The sequence below is a fragment of the Paenibacillus lentus genome, assembly GCF_042714055.1.
Lineage (GTDB): Bacteria > Bacillota > Bacilli > Paenibacillales > Paenibacillaceae > Fontibacillus > Fontibacillus lentus_A.
Genome location: NZ_JBHGVC010000025.1, coordinates 18,920 through 28,625 on the forward strand (window position 1 = coordinate 18,920; position 9,706 = coordinate 28,625).

Below are 9,706 nucleotides of genomic sequence, written 5' to 3' on the forward strand. Positions count from 1 at the left end.
TTCAGCCCTGGGCTGTCTTTAACTGCAGATGATTGATCTGCATTAAGGGCGGCCTTTTGCTCGTTGCGCTGCTGCTCCTTAAAATCGTGCTGCGCTTTACGGCATAAGGATACAATTCAATCGCATTTCGTAGTATGATGTTGTCCAAGCTCTGTCTTTGAAAGGGGTTTCAATATGAAGAAGATTTGGATCGTATATTTGCTGCTGATCGGCTTTTTTCTGCTGTATGTGCTGGACTACAGATCCCAAAGCCAGCTTAATGAGCAGTGGAAGACCGCTGGCTTGCGCGGCGAAATCGATGAAAAATATGTGATGGTCACCTTTCAAATGGGGATCGATTATTGGAAAAGCAGCCTGAAGGGCTTCGAGGATGCGGCACAGGCGCTTAATGTGTCCGTTGAATACCGTGGCTCCACGCAGCGTGATGTCCACGAGCAAATCACGGTGCTGGAGCAAATTATCGCCAAAAGGCCGGCCGGCATCGCAATTTCAGCCATTCATCCTGTCGATTTGACGGAAACGATCAATAAGGCGGTCGATGCCGGTATTCCCGTCGTACTGTTCGATTCCGATGCGCCTGGAAGCAAAGCTTATTCCTTCCTTGGTACGAATAATTATTCCTCTGGTGTCAGGGCCGCGCAGAAAATGGCGGAGCTGACGAACGAACGCGGTCAAGTTGCCGTTGTCACTACACCGAATCAACAGAATCATCAGGAAAGAACCGACGGATTTCTAGCCACAATTCAGAGGGATTACCCCGAAATGAAAGTCGTTGCCGTGAAGAACGGCAAGGGGGATCAGATTTATTCCAGGCAATCGGCAGAGGAAATTTTGCAGGATTATCCCGATATCGCCGGCATTTTTGCTACGGAAGCGGGCGGCGGCATCGGAGTAGCCGAGGCCGTGAAGGAGATCAGCGGCGAACAGCGGCCGAAAATCATCAGCTTCGACACCGATAAAGGCACGCTGGATCTCGTGAAGAGCGGGGATATTTCCGCTACCATGGCCCAGGGAACCTGGAATATGGGCTATTGGTCGCTGCAATTTCTTTTCTCCCTGGGACATGACCTGAACACCGCGCAAATCCCAGGCTCGCCGCCTGTTCCTGAACAGGTAGATACCGGAATTACGGTCGTGACGCGGCATAATGTGGATGACTACTATGCGAAATAAGTTTACGTCGGCGGGGGTGCGTCATTTGTCATTCAATAACTTACCGATCCGCTATAAGTTGATTATACATTTTCTGCTGATCAGCATCCTTCCGTCCATAGGTCTCGGTTTCCTTATTCACTGGACGGTGGATCGCGTGCTGGACCGCCAGGTCACGAACAACACCCTGCAGCTCATTGGCAAGGTGAATGAGTCCCTTGAAACCTATGTTGAAAATTTACAGAACATGACGTTCCTTATCGCCTTTAATCCAGATGTCCAGCGCTTCCTGGAGCCTGATAGCGAGCCAAGCCCTGTACCCGAGCCCGTCCAGGAGGAGGATCATTACGATATACGCAAATTTTTGCAGGGCTTTACGACGCTTCACTCAGAAGTCGCCGGCATCATGATCGTCAACAGCGGCGGCGAATATATCAGCAATGAAATGTATGCGCGAACGGCAAGCGACTTAACCCGCGAGTCCTGGTACCAGGAAGCCGTTCGCAATAAAGGGATATTCAAAATCGTCGGGCATCCGAACGAACGCAATGTTACAAATCATGTCAATTACAAAAACAGCGAGGTCGTGTCGGCCGTAAGAGCGATTCTCGACCCCGATACGCAAAGGGTTAAAGGCGTCGTCCTCATCGATTTGAAGCTGAGAGTCATTGCAGAAACAGCCCAGGACGTCAGGCTCGGTAAAACCGGCTACCTCACGGTCATCGACAGCAGCGGCGAGCTTATCTATGCCCCTCCCGATCCGTACATCGAGCACATTCCGCTGGAATGGCTGAATAAGGACGGTTCGGGAACGTATTCCCACCAAGCAGATGGCCGGAAGCTGCAATTCATCTACCGGGTATCCCCGTTTACGAACTGGACGACGGTCGGCGTCTTTGCCACCGAGGACTCCATCTTGGAAATCCGGGAAATCCGCTTCTATGTCGTCAGCTTCGTGTTTGTCGTCTGCCTGCTGGGGATGACGGCCTCCTTCTACCTGGCCCATTCGATCTCCAGACCGATCGGGCAGCTGATGTCCTTCATGCAGAAGGCTCAGTCCGGAGATTTGACGATCCGCTATTGGGGCGACCGTTCAGATGAGGTGGGCCTGCTTGGGCGCCGCTTCAATGAAATGCTCCTGCAGATCAACCGGCTCCTTTCCTTGACGGAGCGGCAGGAACGACAAAAGCGCGAGGCCGAGCTCAGCAGTCTTCAAGCGCATATTAAGCCGCATTTTCTATACAACACGCTGGATACCATCCACTGGATGGCTCGCCGAAAGGGGGCCCTGGATATCGCCGAGATGGCGGAGTCGCTATCCAAGCTGTTCCGAATCGGGCTGAGCAAAGGCAATGTCATTATTCCGTTATCCGATGAAATGGAGCATATCCGCAGTTATTTGCAAATCCAGCATGTCCGATACCAGAATAAGCTGGACTACGCGTTAAAGGTTGATCCAGCCGTTCAGGAGCTTAGCGTGCTGAAGCTGATCCTTCAGCCAATCGTGGAAAATGCCATTTATCACGGAATTAAAGAACGCCGCGGCCCGGGATGGATTGAAGTTGAAGCGAAGGAGCTCAGCAGGAATTTAATAGTGACGATTCGCGATAACGGCAAGGGCATGACGGACGAGCAGCTATCGGAGCTTCGCCTTGCTCTGGAGCAAGCGGCTAGCTCCGAAGATGATTCCGGTGCGGGGAAAACTCCCGGGAGTGACCAGGCCAGTCAAACTGTTGGAACTATAAGGGCCGATGGAGAAACGAAAGGATACGGTATTCTGAATGTTCAGGCACGCCTGCGCCTTACTTTTGGCGATAAGTACGGTCTTAGCATAGACAGCGTCTTGGGCGAAGGAACGGTGGTAACGGTAACCCACCCGCTGATCCGGGACAATAATTTTCAAAATGGAGTTGATCGATGATGTTGAATCAGTCTTCACCTGCCTTGAATAACCGCTGGAAGGTGCTCATCGCCGACGATGAATTCATCATTCGCGAAGGCATAAGAGAAAGCGTTGATTGGGAGAAGCTGCGGCTGCAGGTCGTCGCGGAGGCCGAGGACGGCGAGGAGGCGCTTGAGCTAGCCGTTTACCATCAAATCGACATTCTGCTCGTCGATCTCAATATGCCGATTATGAATGGCATCGAGCTGATGAAGCATGTCCGCGAGGAGCTGCCTGACTGCAAAATTGTCATCATTACGGGCCACGACGAATTTACCTATGCCCAGACGGCGATCCGGCTCCAGGTGAAGGACTATATCCTGAAGCCAGCCAATCCAACACAGCTGGAAAAGGTATTGTGCCAGGTCAGGGATGAACTGGAGGAAGAAGCGAGTCAGCAGCAGCATCTGCAAACCGCTTCCCGGCAAATTTCGAAGAGCTATCCCCTGCTGCGCGAACGATTCTGCCAGGAGTGGATGGAAGGCAGCATGACGGAGGAGGAGATTGTAGAGCAGCTGGCTTTTCTCCAATTGCCTGTGGCAGCTCCCAGCCTGCTTGGCATGATTCGCCTGCGAGAGTCGGCTGCTCCGCAGCCTCTGATGAAAGAAAGTGAGCGACAGCTCTATTTATTCGCGATCGAGAACATTGCCGGCGAGCTGCTCGCCTCCTATCCGAAGGTCATCTTCCGCGACCCCTTCGGTGTCATTGTCGTGCTGCTGTGGAGCTTCTCGGCGGATGCCGACTTTCATCAAATCGAGTCGTCCGTGAGGACTTACTTGAAGGTAGCGGTCGACATCCATCTGACCGAGGGTGAGGATGACATCACCTCAATGCCCGCTGTCTACCGCAAATGCAAATCCGCCGTGCTGAAGGAAACCGCCATTTCCCCATTGGTGCGCAGAGCCAAGCAATACATGCTCGAGCACTTCGGCGATTGCACGCTGACCCTGGAGTCCATGGCCCAACAGCTGCAATCCTCTCCGGTATATTTAAGCCGGATGATCAAGCAGGAGCTGGACACATCATTCAACAGCTATTTGACGCAAATCCGCATTCGCCGAGCCTCTCAGCTGCTCAACGGAACCGATCTAACCATCGCCGATATCTCCAGGCAGGTCGGTTACGAAACGCAGCATTACTTCAGCACGGCGTTTAAACGCACCACCGGAACCTCTCCCCTGCAATATCGCAAAGGAGGCGCTGCTCAGAATGAGTAGCGCCTTGTTTGTTTTGGGCAACGCCGAGATTGGGTCTTATGAGACAATCCCGAAATATTCTTTTATTGCATCTACAATACCTTGGGCGACCCGGTTCTGAAAATCCTCCGTAAAGAGCAGGGCCTCCTCTTCCACATTCGATAAGAAACCCACTTCCAGGAGCGAAGCCGGCATATTGCTCCTTCTCAGCACCTCATAATTGTTGTATTTTACTTTACGATCCTTGAGCTGCGTTGCTTCAATCAGGTGTTTATGCATAACATCCGCCAATGGTTTGCTTGCTTCGCTGAAATAATAGGTTTCGGTACCATTTGCCGTTGGTATATTCAGTACGGAGTTGGCGTGAATGGAAATAAATGCGTCCGCATTAAGATCGTTAGCTAGCTTGGCCCGATCTGGCCTCGTGACGTAGGTGTCGTCGTGCCTAGTTAACACGACCTCGATCTGCGATTCTTGTTTGAGCAGCTCTTCCACCTTTAAGGCCATGATCAAATTAAAATCCTTTTCGACTCTTCCCGACACCCCGGTTGTCCCGTTATCATGATCTCCGTGCCCCGCGTCAATGACGACTATTCTTCTACCGTTATCCGAATCGATCGCTCCTGAGGTCGTCTTCTCTGCCAGCTCAAGGACAATGATGGAATCTCCCGTGGACAGCCGATAATCGGCTTTGGCATTCATATCAAGAACAATTCGAATCGTGGAGGGATTTGAATTGAACAAGGAATATCGTATCTTACTAGCAAACGAATGCTCTTCCTTGACCTCGATCTGATTCATGCCCGCCTCTTCCATATTTTTACCGATAAAAGTATCCGACAGCACAGCGCCCGGCAAGTCAAGCACGATTCGATCCGGTGCACTCATTGTAAAAACCTTCGCTTGTACCGTTTGATCCATAGTTATCGTAAGCCGGTTATCCGTAAAATGAATATCTTCTATTTTCCCATTTACCTGCGTTGACGCTGTATCCGAACCCGAACCTGTGCCCGTGCCTGTGCCTGCACCTGTAGCTGGACCTCTGGCAGTCCCAGCATTCGTGCCTATTCCCGGTTTGAGCTCCTCATGAGATTCGGGGGAATCCTGGGAATCAGCAGCCTCATCCGAGGTCAAATACACGGTTTTTGTACGATTATCCCAATTCACCTCAAGACCGAACTCTTCACTCATGAAGCGTAACGGCACAAATGAAGTATTGTTCTTCAACAAAAGAGGGGACTGCAGCGTGACGACCCGATCGTCGACCTGAGCACTGGACTTATTGACCGTCATCGTAATCGTTTTCAGCTTGCTTTGAATCTTTACGGTTTGATCCGTCTTATTCCAATTTACACCGTAGCCCAATTCCTCTACCACTCGTATAGGAACCATCACTTTATTGTTTACGATTTCAACCTGAGATAAATTAGCCGTGCTAAGCTGCGAACCGTTTAGATATATGGAGGCACTATTGGCGTACGCCTGCGAATTGACACTAAACAAGAATAAACCTATCATGCAAAATACAATGGCAGCGAACCTTCTCAATTTCACTCATCCTTTTAGTAACATAATATAAGCAATTTATTGTCCCGAAACTTTCGCATCACTATATAAACGTCAAAATCTCCTAAAAGTTGCTATATTCCTTTACGTTTTTCTATGAAATGAACCAAAAATCCTCACAAGCTGCGGCTGAATAATATTTGACGACAACTTGAAAATTGAAGCAGCGAACAATCTGAATTAAAAAAGCTGCCCCCTAGATAACCTTCGGGACAGCTATATCTATGTAACACAGAATAGTTGAAGCCGCTATATGTTAGAGTCGTCGATGATAAATTGCGGTGGTATATGATCTGCCAACCAAACCGTATGATTGCCATGGTAAAACTTAATGCCTTGATCCCAAGCCTTGTTAGCCTCGATCCTTAACAAAACAGGAGCAGTATCCTTCCGTTTGCCAACAGTGATAGCTGTTTGTTTATCGGACGACAGGTGAATATATTGCCTAGACATCGGCAATAAACCTTCATGTAAGATCCGCGCTACCAAGTGTCTAGGAGTAGCATGGAATAGAATTGGCGGCGGACACTCTGCGATTCTGGAGATCTTCTGAGGGAAAGAATGCCCGTATAATGCTCGGATTTTTCCGCTGCGGATCTCGTATCGCTGTTTATCAGCGGCCTCCATCATCTTGACCAAATCAGCCTCTTCCAGCTGCTTTCCGTCGTGATTGAACTCCAGAGCCCCTAGTAATTGCTCGATGGGCACCCAGCCTTCCTCGTCCAATTCCAGCTCATATTCCCAGGGTACATGCCTTAATGCATGGGCTATCTCTTTGCTTAATTTTGCATAATTCATTGCTAAATCTCCCCCTTCCCGGATGAGTTGATACTTTATGTATAGATTTTTAAAAGAAAGTCTTCAAAAATTTTTCGTTCTGCTATGTCAGTTCAGTGCAATAAGTCATTCACTCGAAGCCAATCAATGTTTAATGTATCAGCTAATGAAATCAACACTTAGTCTATCGCCCGAATTTGTACACATTGATTATGAAGATATCCATAATCGAAGAGAAACTCTCTATCAACCTCAAATATTATTCCTGAATCTATAGTACCGCTCTCAATATTCAGAGTACCTCTAATAAAATACGAAAAGCTATCTTCTATCTGTTCAAGACCCTTTTCATCTGAATCAATCTCTGAAATTACGATGCCATCAAGTATAGCCAGTTCAATTTCAATGAGATACTATCCTCCCACATTTATAGAACCCGATACTACACTAGCCCTTTCATCCGTTACATATACACCCCATTGATGACCCCTATTCCACATCCATTTCCGTCTAGTTACGTAATTCAAATTTCATATAATTATTCATGTCCTATTGACTGTTTCACATACCTACCTACGCATTGAAAAAGCCTCTTCCTCATTATAAGTTTTATAGGGATAGGCCTCTCATTACCATATATAATCAAACTTTGTTATGGACACTCATTATTTTCTATACTCTTAACTTCTATTATTTTCTGTTCAATCCAATTCATAACCATATCTGCCTTTTCTTGAGCAATTTCTCCCAGCTCGCTGATATATTTATAATTCACATAAGCCCAAACTAAAATGATTTTCACAAATTCAATAGTCTCTAATTTGCAAATCGGTTCAATTTCATCTTCCTCTTCATCGTAATATATATCTTCAATTATTGTGTAGTCTCTATGAGAAGTAACAAATGTTACATTACCCCCACGCTCATAACAAGGCAGTTCACCTATTAGTACATCAAAATAATTATCTATATCAACCTTCAAATCCTCATATCTCAAATATATATCCGATCCTAACGGGTTACTTATCATATATCCGAATTCCAGGGTTTGTTCTTCGCTAAAATCCAATACAACTGTACTAAGCTCTTTTATGCGTTTCAATTTATATTTATACTTTATCATCATTCAAATCCCCTCCTTTTATTCTACTTGATAAAGTGGATAAGCTGAAATTATCTTGTCATTTCTTAAAACAAACTCTATTTTGATCCCCGTGCTTGTTTTCCCTTGATAAATATTGTTTTTAACAAGCACTTTATTATTAAAAGCTTCATTTATAGCATCTATCACTTGTTGTGGAGCCCACTCCTTAGGGAAAAATGTCGATTTAACCTTCTTTAGCACTCCATTAACTTCAATATTAGCTTGATAGACACCAAACTTATTGGGTGGATCAATATTCCCGACAATTTTACCGTTGCTATTAGGCATTCCTTCATAATGAAAACCATTAGCATTACCATTTTTGAGAATTTCACCATCAAATATATGGCTTAAGGCATTTTCTTTGGTTCCTTGTTTGAAGTTATCTGTGTTTTTTAAATTCTCGAACCACTTCTTTTTCTCTAACGTTCTAAGAATTCCCTGTTCTATTTTTAGGTAATCACCATATTGTGATGCCTCTCTAACCTTCTTACTGTTTTCTATACTCTCAAAAATATGTTGACGAATTTCATCTGCTGTGGGGTTCTTCCAAGGGCTGGTGTTATACCCAGCATCTATCCCCTTCATCCCCGAGCTAATCATTTTCTCAGCCTGGTAAAGCTCCATCGCTGCCGTAGGACTCTTGTACATCATCTTTGCCAAAATATCCACAGGCTGGGCAAAGGCCACCGCCATGTCAATGCCGTTATATAGAAGGTGGCAATCGATCTTCCAATTACCACCTTCTATCAGTTGGCTTGACGTTCTGTCAGTGTTACCCCTGTACTCTATTTACAAGCCTTTTTGATGTATCAGTATTTAGGGTGCATTCTAATAGCATTTTGCGTGCGTACAAATGAGAATTTCTTTATACGGGTATTACGTGGGTTAATTGTGGTATTACTTGAATGATAGGTTCATTCGGGATAGCCCCCACTAAAAAAGAAACCTTGAAAGGCACAAAGCCATTCAAGGTAGTTTTGCTATAAACTTAATAAACCAATTAAAATTCATTGTAATTTACAAAGATAAAATCACTGTCATTCAATATCCTATTTTCAGAAAGATTCTCCATAAAGTTTTTAATTGTATCTTCTAAAGCCTCTGTTATAGAATTTCCATTTCCAACCCCTCCTTCGGGATAACCATCGAATAAATTTTTGATTTTCAAGTTAGTGAACCCCATGAACTTTCCATTAGTATTTTCATATATTCTTATACGGAACCTGCCTGATGGAACATCTAGTTGAGTAATATCAAATTCAGCAACACACTTTTCAATACTTGAAACTCTAGGCACTCTAATGTTTTTCCAGTTTTCATTTTCCATTTGTTACCTCGCACCAAAAGAAATAATTTTCCCGTCAGGGTCAACAATTATATACCTTTCCCAGTCCCTTCCTTTATTATAATACTTCATTGCACCTTCTGTATAACCATCTACTGGAATACCTCTGCCTTTAAGATTCCTAGAGAACTCGTTTGCCTTATTAAAATATTGGGTAAAGCTACTCGCACCTACTTCACGTCCATGCTTCTCATAATGTTTAAGAAAAGTATCTGCTATTGAATCATGACTGCCTTGATTCTATCTGCTTAAGTCCAACTTTGAGAGTTCGTCAACTTGTGCTTTTGTGAGTTTCCTTCCTCCTTGGGTAACAATCGACCCGCCAGGCAACTTAACTAAATCGTCAAGTGGATTGATACTTCTAGCTTTCATTGCGCCGACAGTGCCTACTTCACCCGTCCCCCTAGCAGCCCTAGAAGCAACTTTTGACGTGTCAAAAGCGTTATCAGCAATGCGAATCACTTTTGCTATTTTACTCATAGGAATAACGCTAATTGCGGCTAATATCTTTTCTCCATCCGTAGTGCATTCGTCTGCCAAAGTCAACAGATCATCCATTATGAACACTCGGCCCACTGATT

Annotated in this window: 9 protein-coding genes; 3 read left to right on the plus strand and 6 right to left on the minus strand. The window is 45.7% G+C overall.

Going from position 1 to position 9,706, the window contains the following annotated elements:
* Positions 1-174 precede the first annotated feature (174 nt).
* From ACE3MQ_RS27020 to ACE3MQ_RS27030, 3 genes are read left to right on the plus strand one after another with little or no spacing between them, the layout of a single operon-like run.
* Positions 175-1,173 (plus strand): substrate-binding domain-containing protein, encoded by a 999-nt coding sequence (locus ACE3MQ_RS27020; RefSeq protein ID WP_379398682.1) that lies wholly within the window; start codon positions 175-177, stop codon positions 1,171-1,173.
* Complete coding sequence (locus ACE3MQ_RS27025; RefSeq protein WP_379398684.1) at positions 1,163-3,073, plus strand: cache domain-containing sensor histidine kinase; 1,911 nt, start codon at positions 1,163-1,165, stop codon at positions 3,071-3,073. Before ACE3MQ_RS27020 ends, ACE3MQ_RS27025 begins: the two co-directional genes overlap by 11 nt.
* Positions 3,070-4,311 carry a response regulator gene (locus tag ACE3MQ_RS27030; RefSeq protein WP_379398686.1) on the plus strand — a complete coding sequence of 414 codons (1,242 nt, stop codon included), beginning with the start codon at positions 3,070-3,072 and terminating at the stop codon, positions 4,309-4,311. Before ACE3MQ_RS27025 ends, ACE3MQ_RS27030 begins: the two co-directional genes overlap by 4 nt.
* Positions 4,312-4,347: 36 nt before the next feature.
* Here ACE3MQ_RS27030 and ACE3MQ_RS27035 read toward each other — a convergent pair whose 3' ends face one another.
* The 6 genes from ACE3MQ_RS27035 to ACE3MQ_RS27060 all read right to left on the minus strand — a co-directional run.
* Positions 4,348-5,838: an N-acetylmuramoyl-L-alanine amidase gene (locus tag ACE3MQ_RS27035; protein ID WP_379398688.1), complete on the minus strand. Its 1,491-nt coding sequence runs from the start codon at positions 5,836-5,838 to the stop codon at positions 4,348-4,350.
* A gap of 267 nt (positions 5,839-6,105) precedes the next feature.
* Entirely contained in the window at positions 6,106-6,654 is a 549-nt protein-coding gene (locus tag ACE3MQ_RS27040; protein WP_379398690.1) for an RNA 2'-phosphotransferase, read from the minus strand.
* 631 nt (positions 6,655-7,285) lie between these two features.
* Positions 7,286-7,759 carry a hypothetical protein gene (locus ACE3MQ_RS27045; RefSeq protein ID WP_379398692.1) on the minus strand — a complete coding sequence of 158 codons (474 nt, stop codon included), beginning with the start codon at positions 7,757-7,759 and terminating at the stop codon, positions 7,286-7,288.
* Between the two features lie 15 nt (positions 7,760-7,774).
* Positions 7,775-8,473 carry an EndoU domain-containing protein gene (locus ACE3MQ_RS27050; protein WP_379398694.1) on the minus strand — a complete coding sequence of 233 codons (699 nt, stop codon included), beginning with the start codon at positions 8,471-8,473 and terminating at the stop codon, positions 7,775-7,777.
* Between the two features lie 307 nt (positions 8,474-8,780).
* A complete protein-coding gene (locus tag ACE3MQ_RS27055; protein WP_379398696.1) occupies positions 8,781-9,107 on the minus strand; it encodes a hypothetical protein in 327 nt (108 codons plus the stop codon).
* A 258-nt stretch (positions 9,108-9,365) separates the two neighbouring features.
* The coding region (locus ACE3MQ_RS27060) for a hypothetical protein (protein WP_379398698.1) at positions 9,366-9,706 on the minus strand (341 nt) is incomplete at its 5' end.

Bases quoted from the DNA above. Each gene is read 5' to 3' on its own strand.
- ACE3MQ_RS27020 (WP_379398682.1), top strand. From the start codon at position 175: ATGAAGAAGATTTGGATCGTATATTTGCTGCTGATCGGCTTTTTTCTG.
- ACE3MQ_RS27025 (WP_379398684.1), top strand. From the start codon at position 1,163: ATGCGAAATAAGTTTACGTCGGCGGGGGTGCGTCATTTGTCATTCAAT.
- ACE3MQ_RS27030 (WP_379398686.1), top strand. From the start codon at position 3,070: ATGATGTTGAATCAGTCTTCACCTGCCTTGAATAACCGCTGGAAGGTG.
- ACE3MQ_RS27040 (WP_379398690.1), bottom strand. From the start codon at position 6,654: ATGAATTATGCAAAATTAAGCAAAGAGATAGCCCATGCATTAAGGCAT.
- ACE3MQ_RS27045 (WP_379398692.1), bottom strand. From the start codon at position 7,759: ATGATGATAAAGTATAAATATAAATTGAAACGCATAAAAGAGCTTAGT.
- ACE3MQ_RS27050 (WP_379398694.1), bottom strand. From the start codon at position 8,473: ATGGCGGTGGCCTTTGCCCAGCCTGTGGATATTTTGGCAAAGATGATG.
- ACE3MQ_RS27055 (WP_379398696.1), bottom strand. From the start codon at position 9,107: ATGGAAAATGAAAACTGGAAAAACATTAGAGTGCCTAGAGTTTCAAGT.